The following is a 15244-nucleotide window of genomic DNA, read 5'->3' on the forward strand; positions in this document are numbered from 1 at the left end:
AACAAACCGCTTATATACAGTGTATTGGTTTATACTGAAGCTAGAGGTGAATCAAGTGCTACGTATTCCTGATGATTATTGGAAGGCGATTATTGAATGCGATTCTTCATATGATGAGACTTTTATTTATGCTGTAAAAACAACAGGAATTTATTGCAGGCCATCATGTAAGTCGAGATTGCCGAATCGGGAAAATGTACGTATTTTCAATAATTCCTATCAGGCCTTAAATGAAAATTTTCGGCCATGCAAAAGATGCAAGCCTGATGGAAAGATTATGCCGGGAGAGGAATGGATCAAGCAAATCACGGACTGGATTGACCAAAATTATAATGAGCACATTACTTTGGCCGAATTAGCTGCGCTTTTCCATGGTAGTCCGTTTCATTTGCAGCGACTGTTTAAGCGAGTAAATGGAATGACACCAACGGAGTATATCCAGAAACTGCGGCTGGAAAAGGCAATGATTCTGTTGGTGACAGATGAGAAGCCGATAGCGCAAATTGCGGAAGAAGTTGGTTTTCGGGGTGCGCCTTATTTTATTACTTTGTTCAAAAGAAAACATGGCTGCACACCCGCAGCTTATCGAAGAAAGGTGGGGAACGATCTTGAAAAATAAAATAGAGTGGGCGATTCTTAAATACGACCAGCTCAGACTATATATTGCGACTACAGAAAAAGGATTATGCTATGTAGGCTCACCAGGACAATCTTTCGGTGAGTTTGCAAAAATTCTATATAAACGCTTTCCCTATGCTGAACTAGTGGAAAACGAGGAAGCATTAAAGCCCTATTTAGAGGAATTGAGAGAGTACCTTGAAGGGAAGCGTCAAATTTTATCAAAGCCCGTTGATGTAAAAGGCACTCCTTTCCAGGAGGCGATCTGGGGAGCGTTAAGGGAAATCCCTTATGGAGAGACTTTCTCTTATTCAGACATTGCGAAGAAAATTGACAGACCTGCGGCGGTTCGAGCTGTGGGAACTGCAATCGGTGCAAACCCGGTATTGATCACAGTCCCCTGTCACAGGGTAATTGGCAAAAATGGTGCCATCACAGGCTACAGGGGTGGAACAGAAATGAAGCAGTATCTGTTGGATCTTGAAAGAGAGCATAGAGGAAATCCAAGTGAGTAATCAGATAAAATTGTTGGAAGATTGCCAAACTTCCTTCACGCTTTTTATTTAACACAAAGATATAATTAACCCAAATGGACAATTGCACGGGTGAGTTCACTAAGATACCAGAGAGCATAATGGAGGCGATCTAATGAAGAGTTTGATTGTTTTTTGCTCAACACATGGTACGACTGCAAAAGCTGCGCATCTCTTGCGGAAGCAGATTGAAGGGGACGTCATTGTCATAAATTTGGAGAAGACGAAGCTTCATTCGGATCTTGAGCTTTTTGATTCGGTGATTATCGGTGGTTCCATCCATGCCGGCAGCATCCAGGGGAAAATCAGGAAATTCATGAAAGAGAATGATCACGTGCTTCAAAGGAAGAACCTTGGGTTATTTCTCTGCTGTATGAGAGAAGGGGAGGAAGCGTTCAAGCAGTTTGACAATGTTTTCCCTCACCGTTTAAGAGAAGCGGCAGTAGTGAAAGGGTTGTTTGGCGGCGAATTTGCATTTTCCAGAATGAATTTCTTTGAAAAAATCATCGCAAGAAGCATAAGCGGTTCAACAGATGATAAGTCAACCTTAGATGTAGAAGCAATCAGGGAATTTGCGACCACATTTAATAGAAGCAATAAATTTTTGCCAGTATAAAAAATGCGTCAGGTACCAATAGGGTATCTGGCGTATTTTTTTATCAAGAGAAAATATTTCCATTGTTGTATAATTGAATTAACTGTCAGGGAGAGTCTCGTTTATCGCCTGATCCCGAATGTAAGTTTTATTAGTAGATTATCAAGAAGTGAAGAAGTTATTTCCATCCCAGGGAAGGAAATGAAAAGTCTTTGATTATGAAACCTTCACAACGTGTAAATCGTATATAACTGAGGCTGAGCTAGAGTATTTGATTTATATCCGTCAGAACAGTAAAATTATTAATGACAAAATTTTTTTCGGAGAGTGAATTTTTTTGGAAGTTCCCATAGGTTTAATCATTTTATTATCTGTTTTAATTCTTTTATCTGCCTTTTTCTCTTCGGCAGAGACCGCTTTTTCCAGTGTGAATAAAATCAGGCTGCGGAACTATGCGTCAGAAGGCCGTTCCGGCAGTAAGAATGCGCTGTACATTGCAGAGAATTTTGATGATGCACTGTCTACGATTCTAGTAGGTAACAATATTGTGAATATCGCCGCGGCGAGTATTTCTGCGAAGGTCGCTACCGATATTTTCGGGCCGAGCACTGGTCTGATTATCAGTACCTTCGGGATGACCATACTGATCCTGATTTTCGGTGAGATTTTACCGAAGTCAATCGCCAAGGAAAATGCAGAAACTTATTCTTTAAAAATATCTGGAATTCTGCTTCTGCTGATTAAAATCCTAACGCCAATCAATTTCCTGTTCAGTAAATTGAAGGCATTTGTTTCGAGGGTATTCTCTAAGGATGGAGAAGCGCAGCCATCTGTCACTGAAGAAGAAATCAAGGTGATGGTCGACATCAGTGAGGAAGAGGGCGTCATTAACAAGAATGAAAGAGAGCTTGTTCACCGATCCCTGGAATTTAATGAAATCCTTGTTGGCGAAATTTTAACGCATCGAATGGATATGATTACAATCGACGTAAACCAGCCGCTTGAGGAAATCAAACAGATTTTCCTTGAAGAAAGATTTTCGCGGATTCCGGTTTATGAAGAAAATATAGATAATATCATCGGATTCTTATCCGAACGTGAATTTTTTGCTGAACTAATCCAGCATAATGATGTAAATGTCCGCGAGCTACTGCGACAGCCAATGTTCGTAGTGAAGTCGATGAAAATCGCGACACTGCTGCCTGAACTGCAAAGGACGAAGAGCCACATGGCCATTGTTGTCGACGAATTTGGCGGAACGTCCGGTTTGATTACACTAGAAGACATCCTTGAAGAGTTGGTAGGCGAGATTTGGGATGAGCATGATGAGAAGGTTAATATCATGACGAAGGTCGATGAGGCCACATACGAATTCGATGCCCAGTTCGACCTCGATGACTTTGCGGAATTGTTCAAGGTTCCAATGCCGGAAACGAACTATCACAACTTGGGTGGTTGGATCTTCGAGACATTGGAGAGCATCCCTGAAAACGGTGATACGTTTGATTATGAAAACCTGCGGATCATCGTCCAGGAAGTTGAAAGTCACCGAATACGTAAAATTAAAGTTGAAATAATGCCAGTTATTGAAATTGAGGAATAAAAAGAAGGTGGAGTTGGGCTTTTTACGGCCTGGCTCCACCTTTTTTCCTTTGAAATCATTCTATCATTAAAATAGGGGATGTATTAGCAGCAAGAAGTATCGCCGTTGCAGCATGCTTCGTTCTTTTCTTCATTTTCCTGGACTTCTTTTATTTCGATGTTGCAGCAGTCTGATTTTGATTTGTTGCTGCCCATAAGAATTTGAATGAAATTAGCCATAAATCTCACCTCCCTTCATCAAAAAAAATTGATTAATTATACAAGATAAAAGATGAATCCGGATACAGTAGACATTGTGATGACGGATGCAATGAATGCGAAGACGAGCTGTTTTCGAAAAATCGATTTCAACAGGATGACTTCGGGAAGACTTGCGCCGGCTGAACTGATCATCATGGCCATGACAGGGCCAAGTGCCATACCTTTTAAAATTAACATCTGTGAAATCGGGATCATGCTTGAAAGGCGAATGTATAACGGTATTCCGACAACGGCTGCGATAGGGATCAGCCACCATGCGTCGTGGCCGAACCAATTCGTGATGAATTCAGTTGGAACAAGTCCGTGAATCACAGCACCGATTGCTGCGCCAATAATCAGGTAAGGGTAGACACTTTTCATTAAAGACCACGTTTCATTCAGGGCGAAGCGCCAATTGAATTTCTGGTTCGTTTCTTCATAACCTGACATCATGACATTTTTGACGTAACGCTGGAATCCAAGCTTATCGAGCGTGAAGCCGATGACGATTGAAAATATACTTGTGATAACGGTATAAAGTATCGTGACCTTCCAGCCCATCACCACGCCCATGATGGTTAAAATTGTCGGGTCAAGAACTGGAGAAGCGAAGAGGAAAACCATGACTATTGAAAACGGGATTTTCTTTTTCAGCATGTTGACCACTACCGGAATCGTAGAGCAGGAACAGAATGGTGTGATAAAAGCGAACAGGATAGCCGCGAAGCTTGCGAACAATTTATTGCTGCCTGTTAATTTTTTTTCAATTTTTTCGTATGGAATATATCCCTGCAGCAGGCTAATCAAAAAAGAGATCCCGACAAAAAGCACTGTTAACTCTAGGGCAATCCATAAAAAGCTTTTTAGAAATTCAATCATCTTCCTCTACCTTCTTCCAATTAGTTTAAGCGTTAGCTGGTGTTGCACAGCAGTTTGGCTGCTGTTTAGAGATAGTCGGCCAAGAAATTCGTTTCATTTCAGGCTGCTCGAAGAACTTCCAGGCGTGTTTTGCTTTACTTTCAACTTCCTGCTTTCTTAACTGTGCCAATGCTTGATAATCATGATAAAACATATATATCCTCTCCTTCATCAAAATATGTTGATTTATTTATCAAAAAAAATTGATTAATACTTTAAAAAGAAAACCTAACAACAATCACTAGGTCTGAAAAGGCAGCAAAGCTCTGGAGATAATAGGTGGTTGATTTCTGTGGTGTTTACTTTGTAGTAGCTCCAGGTACCTTTTGTTTCCTTGGTGATCAGATTGGCATCAAGCAAAATTTTTAAATGGTAGCTCAGCTTGGATTGCGGCATATCAATCAGTTCACTTAAATCACAAACACAGCTGGAGTCTTGCTGGCATAGCAGATTCAGTATGTGCAGGCGTTTTTGGTCGGCCAGGGCTTTGAACTTGCTTTCATACTTTTCAAAGGTGCTTTGAAGCGGCGGTTCCTCTGTGGCTTTGTTGGGATTGGTCAGGTCGGTTAAAGGAATGAATTTCTCCACTTTCAGCTCTCCTTAATCAAAATCTCTTGATATATTGTATTATATTTCCTGTGAATCCAGTTTGCAACTGTTAAATCAAAAATTTTTGATTTATTTTTCCATTACTTTCTTACGTTAGCTTTTGACTAAATTATGGCTTGCAGAATAGAGGATTCAATCTTTACAGAAACTTAACAAGAAAAACTATTGTACATATAAGCATATTATTATATGATAATGACGTTATTGGAGGTGGAGAGTAATTGATTAAACAAAGTATTGAAATGGATCAGGCTGCTGCGATTTTAAAGCTGCTTGGCGACAAGACTCGTTTGACGATGATGAGGATTCTCGCAGACCACGATTGCTGTGTCTGTGAATTTGTAGCAATGTTCGATACAAGCCAGCCAGCGATCAGCCAGCATATTCGGAAGCTGAAGGACGCAGGTCTGGTAAAGGAAAGCAGGAGAGGGCAGTGGGTATTCTATTCACTGAACCAGCAGTACGAGCATTTTGATTTTGTTCAATTGCTTATGAATGCACTTCCGAGCCAGGAAGAGAAATTATCAGAACTAGAAAAGCAAGGGAAACGGATTTCTTGTGAATAACGGAGGTGTGTGGATTTGTCTTTAGCAATTATAGCTTCATTGATTTTCCTCGTGACGCTGACATTGGTCATCTGGCAGCCTAAGGGTCTGGGGATCGGCTGGTCAGCAGTAGGTGGAGCGATTTTAGCATTGACCTTTGGTGTCGTCGATTTCCAGGACGTGATCGATGTTACCGGGATTGTCTGGAATGCGACACTCGCGTTTATCGCAATCATAATTATTTCATTGATTTTAGACGAAATTGGTTTCTTCGAATGGTCCGCCCTGCATATGGCGAGGGCTGCCAAGGGAAACGGAGTCAAGATGTTCGTGTACGTGACTCTGCTGGGTGCGGCTGTTGCCGCGCTGTTCGCCAATGATGGCGCCGCATTGATTTTGACGCCAATCGTTTTGGCAATGGTGCGAAATTTGAAATTTGAAGAAAAAATGGTTTTCCCTTTTATCATGGCGAGCGGGTTCATTGCCGATACGACTTCGCTGCCGCTGGTTGTCAGCAACCTGGTGAATATCGTATCTGCCGACTACTTCAATATTGGATTCGTCGAATATGCATCTCGCATGATTGTGCCGAACTTCTTTTCACTAGGTGCAAGTATTTTGGTTTTATATCTATTCTTCCGTAAGAGCATTCCGAAGAATTACGACATGTCCGATTTGAAAAAGCCGGTAGAAGCGATCAAGGATATGAAGATGTTCCGCTTATCATGGATTGTTCTGGGGGTCCTGCTTGTCGGGTACTTCGCTAGTGAATTCCTGAACATACCGGTATCTTTCATAGCCGGTATCGTAGCCATTTTCTTCTTGATGATGGCAAGGAGGAGTCCGGCTGTCCATACGTCAACCGTCGTAAAAGGCGCGCCATGGGCGATCGTGTTCTTCTCAATAGGCATGTATGTCGTTGTTTACGGCTTGCGTAACGCTGGATTGACGAACATCCTTGCCGATGTCATCCAGGCTGCGGCCGACCAGGGCTTGTTTGTCGCAACGATTGGCATGGGCTTCATCGCGGCGATTCTTTCTTCGATCATGAACAATATGCCAACCGTCATGATTGATGCGCTGGCAATTGCGGATACTAACACAACCGGTGTTGTACGCGAAGCGCTGATTTATGCGAACGTCATTGGATCCGATTTAGGCCCGAAAATTACGCCAATCGGTTCACTGGCAACACTTTTATGGCTCCACGTTCTTTCATTGAAAGCCGTCAAGATTTCATGGGGCACTTATTTTAAAACTGGAATCATTTTAACCATTCCTACTTTGTTCATCACTTTGGTAGGTCTATATATTTGGTTACTCATAATTTAAACAAGGGAGCGAATCTACTATGGCTAAAAAAACGATCTACTTCTTATGTACTGGAAACTCTTGCAGAAGCCAAATGGCTGAAGGATGGGCTAAGAAATATTTAGGTGATGAGTGGGAAGTGAAAAGCGCGGGTCTTGAAGCCCATGGATTGAACCCGAACGCTGTCAAAGCGATGAATGAGGTAGGCATCGATATTACGAGCCATACTTCTGATGTCATTGATCCTGAAATCCTGAACAATGCTGAGCTAGTCGTCACACTTTGCGGCCATGCGGATGAGCATTGCCCGGTAACACCTCCACATGTGAAACGTGAACATTGGGGATTTGATGATCCTGCAAAAGCTGAGGGAACAGAAGAAGAAAAGTGGGCCGTATTCCAGCGAGTGCGCGACGAAATCAGCGACCGCATCAAAACATTTGCTGAGACTGGAAAATAAACCGAAACAAACAGCCAAGGGGAATCGCTCTTGGCTGTTGTTTTAAATACATATTTACCGAGAGGAGAAAATGCGATGAAGACAATCAAAATCTTTGACCCGGCGTTGTGCTGCCCGACAGGAGTGTGCGGGCCTAGTGTTGACCCGGAACTAACGAGGGTAGCCTCTGCAATTTTTATCCTGGAGAAAAAAGGCTTTCCAATCAGCCGCTATAATCTTGCCAATGACCCAGCCGCATTCGTTGAACATAAAGAAGTTAATCAGCTATTGCATGAAAAAGGACCGGAGGCACTGCCGCTTGTTATCGTGGATGGAAAGGTAGAGAAAGTAGGCAGCTACCCTGCCAATGAAGAATTTGCAAGCTGGCTTGGAGTGGATGTCAAAGATCTGACCCCTGAGAAACCGCGTAATACGCTGCTTTAAGGAAGGAGAATAGCCATGTTCCAAACTTTCCATCCGAAATATGTAGTCAACACCCCTTATCTCTTTTTTACCGGGAAAGGCGGAGTGGGCAAGACCTCTACCGCCTGTGCCACAGCGGTTGCACTTGCGGATACAGGTAAAAAGGTATTAATTGTTAGCACAGACCCGGCATCGAATCTGCAGGATGTATTTGATATCGAGATCGGCAATCAGCCAGTCGAAGTCCCTTCCGTTCAGAATCTATCAGCCTGCAATATAGATCCGGAGGAATCGGCACGGCAATACCGGGAAAAAGTGATTTCTCCTTATCGCAATGCCCTGCCAGAAAGTGTGGTCGCGACGATGGAAGAACAGCTTTCCGGTGCTTGCACGGTGGAAATCGCCGCTTTTGATGAGTTCTCCAATTTGCTCACCGACCAGGATTTGATAAGCCAGTATGACCATATCTTGTTTGACACGGCTCCGACAGGCCATACGCTCAGGCTCCTTCAACTCCCGACCGCGTGGAGCAGCTTTTTGGAGGAAAGCACTCATGGAGCTTCCTGCCTCGGTCCGTTATCCGGCCTTGGGGAGAAGAAGCAACTGTATACTTCTACGGTAAAAGCGCTGTCTGATCCGAAGATGACGACACTGATTCTTGTTACACGGCCGGAACCATCCTCAATGCTAGAAGCAGAAAGGGCTTCAGCTGAGCTGAAGGGAATCGGAATGGAAAATCAGGTTGTCATCATCAATGGGCTACTACAGAATCACGTAAAAGAAGATCCGATTTCAAAAGCATTCTATGACCGACAGCGGAAAGCGCTCACGGATCTGCCGAAAAATCTGAAGCAGGTCGGGATGTTTTCGATTCCATTTGTGCCTTTTTCATTGACCGGTGTGGACAATCTTCGCAAGATGTTCAAGCCTGCGACGGATTCAGCTGAGAGAAGCGAAGTGGAACTGTCTGAAGCACGTCTGCATTCATTACAGGAACTTGTTGATGATTTTGCCGAAAACGATATGCGGATCATTTTTACAATGGGGAAGGGCGGCGTCGGCAAGACGACGATGGCTTCAGCTATCGCTGTAGGACTTGCTGAAAAAGGGCTGAAGGTCCATTTGACGACAACCGACCCAGCCGCTCACCTCGATTACACCTTCCAGCAGAAGGATGCCTGCGGAAACCTGACGATCAGCCGCCTCGATCCGAAGAAGGAAGTGGAGGCTTATAAGGAAGCGGTATTGTCACAAAATAAGGGCCAGTTAGACGAGGATGCCCTTGCTTATCTTGAGGAAGACCTGAATTCCCCTTGTACCGAAGAGATAGCTGTGTTCCAGGCATTTGCCGATATTGTGGAGAAGTCGAAGGAGGAGATTGTCGTGATTGATACAGCTCCTACTGGGCACACATTATTGTTGTTGAACTCTGCGGAATCGTATCATAAAGAAATTTCCCGCTCGACGGGTACAGTCTCGGAGAGTGTTAAGTATTTATTGCCGAAATTGCGTAATCCCGAGGAAACAAGCGTGGTGATCGTTACCCTGCCAGAAGCCACGCCGGTTCTTGAAGCGACGCGGCTGCGCGATGATTTAAAACGGGCATCGATCGAGCCAGAGTGGTGGGTGATCAATCAAAGCCTGTATGCGCAGCAAACGACGGATCCGATTTTACAGAGTCGGGCTGATGCTGAAAAAGCCTGGATCAAGCGAGTCAGCGAAGAAATTGCTGAGAGGACGAGCATTGTTCCCTGGCAGCCAGAAGAAAAACTGGGGTACGATAAAATGAAGGACTTAATCAATCATTGAAAGGTGGATATATAAATGAGTGAATACCAACAATTAATTCCGAAACGGATTTACATTGGCGGTGCTGATGCCATTCCAGAATTACTGAAGAAGGAAAAAATCGATGTAGTATATGATTTGCGTGCAGAAAACACGGAAGGCTATTATGATTATAATCGGAAGCACCAGCCAATCGTCGACAATGCCGAGCACCAGGATGAGTCTGTGAAGCAGGCCATTGACGAGGTGATCAACGCATACGAATCTGGTAAGAATGTGTACTTCCACTGCTCTGGCGGAAGAAACAGGACAGGTACCGTGGCCATCGGGACATTGCTGAAGCTTGGAGAAGCTAACAGCATCGAGGAAGCAGAAGCAAAGGCAAAGGGAATCCGTGACGTCATCAAAGTGAACCCTGAAATGAAAGCGGCGCTCGGAAGATTATTCCCTGGCGCTTAGGATAGGAGGAAGTTTTTTTGAAAATCACCGATCAAGCTCGTGACAGCCTAAAGCAGCTGCTGCAAGAGCAGAATGCAACTGGCATCCGTGTGTTTTTTGCCGGCATCAGTTGAGGAAGCCCAAAATTAGGCCTGGCTCTGGATGAGCCGGAATCAGATGATGAAGTAATTGAATCAAATGGAATCAGAGTAGCAATCGATCCATCGATCGAAATCGAAGCAAAGGAATCAACGCTCGATTTTGACGCGAATGCAGACGGGTTCGTGTTATCTGGGAATGAAAGAGATTGTTGTTAGAAGACAGAGCCGGTGTATGAACTCATGCACCGGCTTTTTTTACATAAAATATTTGACCCTGTAGTGCACTACATAGTTTAAGATGTTTCTATAAGGGGGCCGAAATGTACAAGGTAAGCGAATTTTCCAAAATGACGGGGCTAAGCAAGGAGACGCTCAGGTATTATGCGGAGATCAAGCTGCTCGAGCCTGTATTCATCAACCCGAATAATAAGTACCGCTATTATAACAACGGATTCCTATGCCTTTTATAAGAAAGCAGCCTTATTTTATGTAATATGTTTAAATTCAACAGGTGAAGACAGGTTAATCAATGTTGAAGGATGACCGTAAATCATTGAATCATCAATAAAATCTTCGAGGTTTTCCACAGAATCTGCGAGAACCTTCACTAGATAGCTATATTGTCCAGCTAGTCTGTGGCATTCGACGACCATTGGATGCTCGATGCAGAACTCGCGAAACTCCTTGCAGCGCTTTGAATCGAACAGGATAAAAGCCAGCACATGCTTATTCACTTTTTTGGGATTGAGAATCGCACGATATCCAAGAATCGTACCATTTTCCTCGAGTCGTTTTACTCGCTCCTTTACCGCAGGGACGGATAACCCCACTCGCCTGCCTAGTTCAGTCATCGAAATCCTGCCGTCTTCCTGAAGATGGTGAAGAATATTTTTATCAACCTGGTCCATAATGACACCCCGTTTATATTTTTTTAAGCAAGAACTTTCTGGTTAGAAACCTGATTTTTGTTTTTAAGGAAAAATGGCTTAAATGCAGTAAATTTTAAAGGAGATGATTTTAAATAACGTAGAAACTTCATGTAAATTATATCCTTTTATTATTAAAATTACCTTATAAATGATAAGGGGATGATGGATATGAGATTTACGAAAAATGATCCGCTGATTGTTATTGATGTACAGAAGGCCTTTTTTAACCCGGCCTGGGGGAACAGGAACAATCCGAATGCGGAAGAAAACATTGATAAACTGATCCGGCATTGGCGGGAAATGGGGCGGCCGATTATCTTCGTGCAGCATGTCTCTGAAAATAAGAGTTCCTACTTTTTTTATAAAAAGAAAGAAGACATTGAGTTCATGGACTTTATACAGCCGCTGGAGGAGGAAATGGTCATCACAAAATCTGTGAACAGTGCTTTTATCGGGACTGATTTGCATCAAATCCTCGTTGATCTGAAGAGTGAGCATATTGTCGTTACGGGATTGACGACGAACCACTGTGTTGAAACGACCACTCGCATGGCTGGAAATTACGGGTTTAACCCAATCCTCGTTTCCGATGCAACGGCAACCTTTGACCGGAAAGGGATTAATGGAGAAGTCTACGAAGCAGAATTGATTCATGCGATGACTATGGCGAACCTGAACGGGGAGTTTGCGGTAATTATGGATACTGAATCTCTATTAAACGAGTGTATTCAAGTAAAATGAAGAAGGTCTTCGTACTGAAGTAGAAGTGATTTAGCGGAAATTCGTTAATATCGCACATGTTTGTGATTTTATCAGCGAAAAATTAAATATATCGACCATATTTTTCATTTTATCGGCGGATTTTGAATTATATCGACCACATTTCCAAAAATATCGACCACATTCCGGATTATATCGACCAAGGCGTTCATTCCGCCAATTTCAAAAGCCCGGGCAACGCCGCCCGGGCTTCATCTTATTCACCACAAATTCGGTTTCACGACCATGAACCAAAGCATCGACATCAATAAGATTATGTATGTCCAAATCGTCCGCTTCAGCTTTGCGGCTAATTCCAGCTTGTCGGCGCCTTCTTCGGTGAATTTCCGAAGCGTTGGCGAGAATGCCCTCGCGAGGAAGAACAGGGAAGCGAACAGCAGCGCCAGTGTTCCGACGATCCAAGGCGTTTTCCATGTCCATGGGCCTAGAATGACGAGCAGCACACCAGTTCCAATTAGCACATGGCCTGCATGCTTCGAGAGCCGGACAACTGACTTTAACGTTGCCAAATATGCTTCCAGCAGTTTTCCCTCAGCAGAAGGCAATTTTTTAACAATTGGCATGAGAATGAAGAATGGGCCAATTGAAGCAATCACGCTTGCTACGTGCAAATAAATGATGATTCGATAAAGTAAATCCATTTCAACGCCTATTATTCGTTAACAGGGCTGAACTCATGGACCCAGACTCTCATTTGTGGAAGCCAAGGCATTCCTGGGTGGTAGGCTAAAATGGATTGCTTGTATTCTTCAACTGTTTCAAAGCCTTCGCGGCGGGCGTCTTCGTCAGTCAATTCTCCAAGTGATTGGGAATACACCTTGTCCACTACGAATTTCTGGCCTTTTAATTCCATGATCTCGCCCACGTCAGCATATCTTCCGTTACGGCGAGTCGCAGTTTTTTTGCCTTCCAATACTTTATTGATGTCGTCTTCCATAGTTACCAGACGCTCGATCTCACATGTTTTTGGCGGTAAAGCGTTTTTTTGTTCTTCATGATTTGTCATTGAAAAAACTCCCTTCCTTTTGTTCCTATATAATGTACCATATTTTGAAAAAGGAAATCCAAGGGTGGGGCTAAATAAATGGAAGCTATATTATGAATGATTGCCTTTTATATGTGTGTGATTTGTTGTATCGTTAAACGGTATCTCAAAAATGTATTAAAACAGTGATTGATAAGCAGGAGAACTCTTCGGATTTTTAAAAGGGTAAAGTTGAAGACTGACCACCCCTGGAAAAAATCCCTCGTCATAAATATATAATAAATCGGCATGATTGGAGCAGCTATGAGAATCAATAAATATATAAGCGAAACGGGTTTTTGCTCTCGGCGGGCGACCAATCGCCTGATTGCAGAAAGAAGAATAACGGTGAATGGAGAAGTTTGTGAACCAGGGACAATGATTAGTCCAGAAGATGTGGTTCTGATTGATGGTCTTGTTATTCCTGAGAAGGAAGAAGCTGTCTATATCGCGCTCCATAAACCGGTTGGTATAACGTGTACAGCTGCAAAAGCGGTAGAAGGAAATATTATCGATTTCATCGATTACCCTATCAGGGTTTTTCCGATTGGCCGGCTGGATAAAGATTCCGAAGGGCTGATCTTAATGACGAATGACGGAGAAATTGTTAATAAAATGATGCGTTCGGAGTTTGGGCATGAGAAAGAGTATGTAGTCACTGTTGATCGCCTGATTACTGAAGAATTTATTAGAAAAATGTCAGGCGGTATTGAGATACTTGGCACGAAGACAAATCCGTGCCAGGTTTCAAAAAATAGTGATTACGAGTTTCGGATTATACTCACTCAAGGGCTCAACCGCCAGATTCGCAGGATGGCAAAAGAGTGTGGGTACAGGGTCACAAGACTGGAACGGATCCGGATCATGAACATATCAATGGATGGCCTCGCTGAAGGGAAATGGCGGGAGCTTACAAATTTTGAATTAGACGATATGCTTGCCCAATTAGATGGCACCGTTCATTCGTGAACGGTGTTTTTTGCTGTTCTGCCTTAAATACTAAAAAATAAGGAGAAACAGGGTCCTATCTGGGACTTTTGCTTCTTCTTTTGCGTTTTGAAATATACTAAAATAAAGTTTTCTAGTACAATGGAAGTATAGAAAGAACATTTGTTTTTTAGTAGAGGATAGAGCTGAATTCGACTTTCTTAAAGAGGTTTTCCCTCTAATTCAAGATGATTGGTTTCAAAGCAATAGAGATAAACAATGGCTCAAGCCAACAGGACTGCTTATCAAAGCGGGCTGCGCTGCTGCCATATTTGTGGACTGCTAATCCATTGAGGTTAGTTTGGGAGATGAGTAAAATGTTCAAGAAATTTGACACGATTGATGAGCTGAAAAGAATTGTCTACATGTGGCTGCTGCCGATCATTACTATAGCTTTAGTCATCAATAGCTTCCTGAATAATGAGAGCCTTTTTGATACAATCGTCAACACAACTCTGATCTTTTGGTTCTCTGTCAGCTGGTTTTTAGTGTATCTGAATCTTGCCATACGGTTTGGTGAATATTCCAACTTATTATTAGTGAGTCTATACCACGTTACAACTTTGTTCGATGTCGTACATAATGACCTTGCAAAAACGGGTGGATCTCTAGGGGATTTCATCGTTTGGATTCCATTGATTATCATGTTTTTCTTTTTAGTTCTGGGGACAAAAAGGGGACTTTACTTCTCGATCATCATCTTCTCCATTACTCTTGGGATCGGATTGATGTATAGTGGGAAAATGCCTCCAGAATCCATTGATTCACTTACGCAATTCCATGCTGCAAACATTGTTTATATTCTGGTCCTCTTTTACGCCCAGAATATATTCAAGGCATTCACGGAACGGGATTTCTTTAAAAAGCATGCCTATATTGACTCTCTGACGAGGGTTGCCAACCGTCACCAGATTGATGTCTGGCTCGAAGAAAAGCTTGAGGATGCTGATGAGGATGAGATCCCGTTTTCTATCATCTTCTTTGATATTGATCACTTCAAGAAAGTTAACGACCAGTACGGCCATAAAATCGGCGATTGTGTCCTGAAGGAGCTGTCTGCCACCATTTCTGGCAATCTGTCAGAAGGAGACCTGTTCGGCCGCTGGGGCGGAGAGGAATTCATCCTTATTAACAATTGTACAGGTGGTCAAGCCTATGAAAAAGCGGAGCAACTCCGCAAGCTGGTCGAGAACAAGACCTTCAAGGGTGCTGGCAGTTTGACCGCAAGCTTCGGGGTCACGGATTACCAGCCTGGAGACAATATTGATTCATTATTAAATCGAGCAGACAAAGGTTTATATACATCGAAAAACAGCGGCAGGAATAAAGTGAGCATGAATTAACCATTTCCGATTACGGGAATG

21 protein-coding genes are annotated in these 15244 nt (G+C 43.0%); 14 read left to right on the top strand and 7 right to left on the bottom strand.

Annotated features, from left to right (window positions below; all coding sequences use genetic code 11):
* Positions 1-55 precede the first annotated feature (55 nt).
* The 4 genes from M3204_RS12155 to M3204_RS12170 all read left to right on the top strand — a co-directional run bounded on the left by M3204_RS12155 (position 56) and on the right by M3204_RS12170 (position 3349).
* On the top strand, positions 56-619 hold the full coding sequence (locus M3204_RS12155; protein WP_353056040.1) for a bifunctional transcriptional activator/DNA repair enzyme AdaA: 564 nt from the start codon (positions 56-58) through the stop codon (positions 617-619).
* Positions 609-1133: a methylated-DNA--[protein]-cysteine S-methyltransferase gene (locus M3204_RS12160; RefSeq protein ID WP_251482026.1), complete on the top strand. Its 525-nt coding sequence runs from the start codon at positions 609-611 to the stop codon at positions 1131-1133. The genes M3204_RS12155 and M3204_RS12160 overlap by 11 nt, the downstream gene beginning before the upstream one ends.
* 133 nt (positions 1134-1266) lie before the next feature.
* On the top strand, positions 1267-1767 hold the full coding sequence (locus M3204_RS12165; RefSeq protein ID WP_251482029.1) for a flavodoxin domain-containing protein: 501 nt from the start codon (positions 1267-1269) through the stop codon (positions 1765-1767).
* Positions 1768-2083: 316 nt separating this feature from the next.
* Positions 2084-3349: a hemolysin family protein gene (locus M3204_RS12170; RefSeq protein WP_251482032.1), complete on the top strand. Its 1266-nt coding sequence runs from the start codon at positions 2084-2086 to the stop codon at positions 3347-3349.
* Positions 3350-3432: 83 nt separating this feature from the next.
* Here M3204_RS12170 and M3204_RS23700 read toward each other — a convergent pair whose 3' ends face one another.
* From M3204_RS23700 to M3204_RS12185, 4 genes are all read right to left on the bottom strand, one after another.
* Positions 3433-3567, bottom strand: coding sequence for a hypothetical protein (locus tag M3204_RS23700; protein WP_285856939.1), 135 nt, complete (start codon positions 3565-3567; stop codon positions 3433-3435).
* Between the two features lie 36 nt (positions 3568-3603).
* Complete coding sequence (locus M3204_RS12175) at positions 3604-4467, bottom strand: permease (protein WP_251482036.1); 864 nt, start codon at positions 4465-4467, stop codon at positions 3604-3606.
* A 25-nt stretch (positions 4468-4492) separates the two neighbouring features.
* Positions 4493-4660, bottom strand: coding sequence for a hypothetical protein (locus M3204_RS12180; protein WP_251482039.1), 168 nt, complete (start codon positions 4658-4660; stop codon positions 4493-4495).
* Between the two features lie 74 nt (positions 4661-4734).
* Positions 4735-5067, bottom strand: coding sequence for an ArsR/SmtB family transcription factor (locus tag M3204_RS12185; protein WP_251482357.1), 333 nt, complete (start codon positions 5065-5067; stop codon positions 4735-4737).
* 269 nt (positions 5068-5336) lie between these two features.
* Here M3204_RS12185 and M3204_RS12190 point away from each other — a divergent pair, with 269 nt between their 5' ends.
* The 7 genes from M3204_RS12190 (at position 5337) to M3204_RS12220 (ending at position 10630) form a co-directional block, all read left to right on the top strand.
* The gene (locus tag M3204_RS12190) at positions 5337-5681 is read left to right on the top strand and encodes an ArsR/SmtB family transcription factor (protein WP_251482041.1); all 345 of its coding nucleotides are present in this window, start codon (positions 5337-5339) and stop codon (positions 5679-5681) included.
* A gap of 15 nt (positions 5682-5696) precedes the next feature.
* The gene (locus M3204_RS12195; protein WP_251482043.1) at positions 5697-6992 is read left to right on the top strand and encodes an arsenic transporter; all 1296 of its coding nucleotides are present in this window, start codon (positions 5697-5699) and stop codon (positions 6990-6992) included.
* A 19-nt stretch (positions 6993-7011) separates the two neighbouring features.
* Positions 7012-7431 carry an arsenate reductase (thioredoxin) gene (arsC, locus tag M3204_RS12200; protein WP_251482046.1) on the top strand — a complete coding sequence of 140 codons (420 nt, stop codon included), beginning with the start codon at positions 7012-7014 and terminating at the stop codon, positions 7429-7431.
* 75 nt (positions 7432-7506) lie between these two features.
* The gene (gene arsD, locus M3204_RS12205; RefSeq protein ID WP_251482049.1) at positions 7507-7854 is read left to right on the top strand and encodes an arsenite efflux transporter metallochaperone ArsD; all 348 of its coding nucleotides are present in this window, start codon (positions 7507-7509) and stop codon (positions 7852-7854) included.
* 15 nt (positions 7855-7869) lie between these two features.
* Positions 7870-9642: an arsenical pump-driving ATPase gene (gene arsA, locus M3204_RS12210; protein ID WP_251482051.1), complete on the top strand. Its 1773-nt coding sequence runs from the start codon at positions 7870-7872 to the stop codon at positions 9640-9642.
* A gap of 15 nt (positions 9643-9657) precedes the next feature.
* A complete protein-coding gene (locus M3204_RS12215) occupies positions 9658-10080 on the top strand; it encodes a protein-tyrosine phosphatase family protein (RefSeq protein WP_251482053.1) in 423 nt (140 codons plus the stop codon).
* 400 nt (positions 10081-10480) lie between these two features.
* Positions 10481-10630, top strand: coding sequence for a MerR family DNA-binding transcriptional regulator (locus M3204_RS12220; protein WP_251482055.1), 150 nt, complete (start codon positions 10481-10483; stop codon positions 10628-10630).
* Between the two features lie 15 nt (positions 10631-10645).
* Here M3204_RS12220 and M3204_RS12225 read toward each other — a convergent pair whose 3' ends face one another.
* Positions 10646-11068 carry an Lrp/AsnC family transcriptional regulator gene (locus M3204_RS12225; RefSeq protein WP_251482058.1) on the bottom strand — a complete coding sequence of 141 codons (423 nt, stop codon included), beginning with the start codon at positions 11066-11068 and terminating at the stop codon, positions 10646-10648.
* Between the two features lie 189 nt (positions 11069-11257).
* Here M3204_RS12225 and M3204_RS12230 point away from each other — a divergent pair, with 189 nt between their 5' ends.
* Positions 11258-11830, top strand: coding sequence for a cysteine hydrolase family protein (locus M3204_RS12230; protein ID WP_251482060.1), 573 nt, complete (start codon positions 11258-11260; stop codon positions 11828-11830).
* A 239-nt stretch (positions 11831-12069) separates the two neighbouring features.
* Here M3204_RS12230 and M3204_RS12235 read toward each other — a convergent pair whose 3' ends face one another.
* Both M3204_RS12235 and M3204_RS12240 read right to left on the bottom strand, forming a co-directional pair.
* A complete protein-coding gene (locus M3204_RS12235) occupies positions 12070-12510 on the bottom strand; it encodes a hypothetical protein (RefSeq protein WP_251482062.1) in 441 nt (146 codons plus the stop codon).
* 11 nt (positions 12511-12521) lie between these two features.
* Positions 12522-12875, bottom strand: coding sequence for an ASCH domain-containing protein (locus M3204_RS12240; RefSeq protein ID WP_251482064.1), 354 nt, complete (start codon positions 12873-12875; stop codon positions 12522-12524).
* 282 nt (positions 12876-13157) lie between these two features.
* Between M3204_RS12240 and M3204_RS12245 the strand changes: the two genes are divergently transcribed.
* The gene (locus tag M3204_RS12245) at positions 13158-13862 is read left to right on the top strand and encodes a pseudouridine synthase (protein ID WP_251482066.1); all 705 of its coding nucleotides are present in this window, start codon (positions 13158-13160) and stop codon (positions 13860-13862) included.
* A gap of 335 nt (positions 13863-14197) precedes the next feature.
* Positions 14198-15223, top strand: a complete 1026-nt coding sequence (locus M3204_RS12250) for a GGDEF domain-containing protein (protein WP_251482069.1) — start codon at positions 14198-14200, stop codon at positions 15221-15223.
* The last annotated feature ends 21 nt before the right edge of the window (positions 15224-15244 follow it).

The sequence above is a fragment of the Mesobacillus subterraneus genome, assembly GCF_023715485.1.
Lineage (GTDB): Bacteria > Bacillota > Bacilli > Bacillales > Cytobacillaceae > Mesobacillus > Mesobacillus subterraneus_B.

What these genes read in the sequence shown, in the direction of transcription:
- M3204_RS12175 (WP_251482036.1), bottom strand. Translation starts at nt 4,467, where the DNA reads ATGATTGAATTTCTAAAAAGCTTTTTATGGATTGCCCTAGAGTTAACA.
- arsD (WP_251482049.1), top strand. Translation starts at nt 7,507, where the DNA reads ATGAAGACAATCAAAATCTTTGACCCGGCGTTGTGCTGCCCGACAGGA.
- M3204_RS23700 (WP_285856939.1), bottom strand. Translation starts at nt 3,567, where the DNA reads ATGGCTAATTTCATTCAAATTCTTATGGGCAGCAACAAATCAAAATCA.
- M3204_RS12165 (WP_251482029.1), top strand. Translation starts at nt 1,267, where the DNA reads ATGAAGAGTTTGATTGTTTTTTGCTCAACACATGGTACGACTGCAAAA.
- M3204_RS12240 (WP_251482064.1), bottom strand. Translation starts at nt 12,875, where the DNA reads ATGACAAATCATGAAGAACAAAAAAACGCTTTACCGCCAAAAACATGT.
- arsC (WP_251482046.1), top strand. Translation starts at nt 7,012, where the DNA reads ATGGCTAAAAAAACGATCTACTTCTTATGTACTGGAAACTCTTGCAGA.
- M3204_RS12245 (WP_251482066.1), top strand. Translation starts at nt 13,158, where the DNA reads ATGAGAATCAATAAATATATAAGCGAAACGGGTTTTTGCTCTCGGCGG.
- M3204_RS12180 (WP_251482039.1), bottom strand. Translation starts at nt 4,660, where the DNA reads ATGTTTTATCATGATTATCAAGCATTGGCACAGTTAAGAAAGCAGGAA.
- M3204_RS12215 (WP_251482053.1), top strand. Translation starts at nt 9,658, where the DNA reads ATGAGTGAATACCAACAATTAATTCCGAAACGGATTTACATTGGCGGT.
- M3204_RS12235 (WP_251482062.1), bottom strand. Translation starts at nt 12,510, where the DNA reads ATGGATTTACTTTATCGAATCATCATTTATTTGCACGTAGCAAGCGTG.
- M3204_RS12230 (WP_251482060.1), top strand. Translation starts at nt 11,258, where the DNA reads ATGAGATTTACGAAAAATGATCCGCTGATTGTTATTGATGTACAGAAG.
- M3204_RS12250 (WP_251482069.1), top strand. Translation starts at nt 14,198, where the DNA reads ATGTTCAAGAAATTTGACACGATTGATGAGCTGAAAAGAATTGTCTAC.
- arsA (WP_251482051.1), top strand. Translation starts at nt 7,870, where the DNA reads ATGTTCCAAACTTTCCATCCGAAATATGTAGTCAACACCCCTTATCTC.
- M3204_RS12225 (WP_251482058.1), bottom strand. Translation starts at nt 11,068, where the DNA reads ATGGACCAGGTTGATAAAAATATTCTTCACCATCTTCAGGAAGACGGC.
- M3204_RS12220 (WP_251482055.1), top strand. Translation starts at nt 10,481, where the DNA reads ATGTACAAGGTAAGCGAATTTTCCAAAATGACGGGGCTAAGCAAGGAG.